The sequence below is a fragment of the Vibrio sp. 1641 genome, assembly GCF_033339995.1.
Classification (GTDB): Bacteria; Pseudomonadota; Gammaproteobacteria; order Enterobacterales; family Vibrionaceae; genus Vibrio; species Vibrio alginolyticus.
The window spans coordinates 1-605 of sequence record NZ_JAWOVP010000311.1; the positions used below are offsets into that span (position 1 = coordinate 1).

General features: G+C 62.0%; 1 protein-coding gene. It reads left to right on the forward strand.

The genetic code is table 11. From position 1 onward, the window contains the following. Positions 1–605: MobA/MobL family protein (locus R7Z47_RS25710; protein ID WP_318130875.1), on the forward strand; the 605-nt coding region annotated here is incomplete at both ends.

Sequence of the window (605 nt, forward strand, 5' to 3'; positions counted from 1 at the left end):
GACCTGTATGAACGCGCCAATGGGCGGCTGTTCAAAGAGGTTGAGTTTGCCCTGCCGGTCGAACTGACCCTAGATCAGCAGCGGGAGCTGGTGGACGAATTCGCCCGGCATCTGACCGAGGGCGAGCGCCTGCCGTATACGCTGGCCATTCATGCCGGTAAAGGTGAGAACCCCCATTGCCACTTGATGATCTCTGAGCGGAAGAACGACGGTATCGAGCGCCCGGCTGACCAGTGGTTCAAGCGGTACAACGCCAAACAGCCAGAGCGGGGCGGGGCGCAGAAGTCCGAGAGCCTGAAGCCCAAGGCATGGCTTGAGCAGACCCGCGAGGCATGGGCCGACCATGCCAACCGGGCATTAGAGCGGGCTGGTCACGACGCCCGCATTGACCATAGAACACTTGAGGCGCAGGGCATCGAGCGCCTGCCGGGCATCCATCTTGGCCCCAACGTGGTGGAGATGGAGGGCCGGGGCATCCGCACCGAGCGGGCCGACACCGCCCTAGCCATCGACACGGCCAACGGCCAGATCATCGACTTACAAGAATACCGGGAGGTTATCGAGCATGAGCGCGATAGACAGAGTGAAGAAGTCCAGAGGCATCA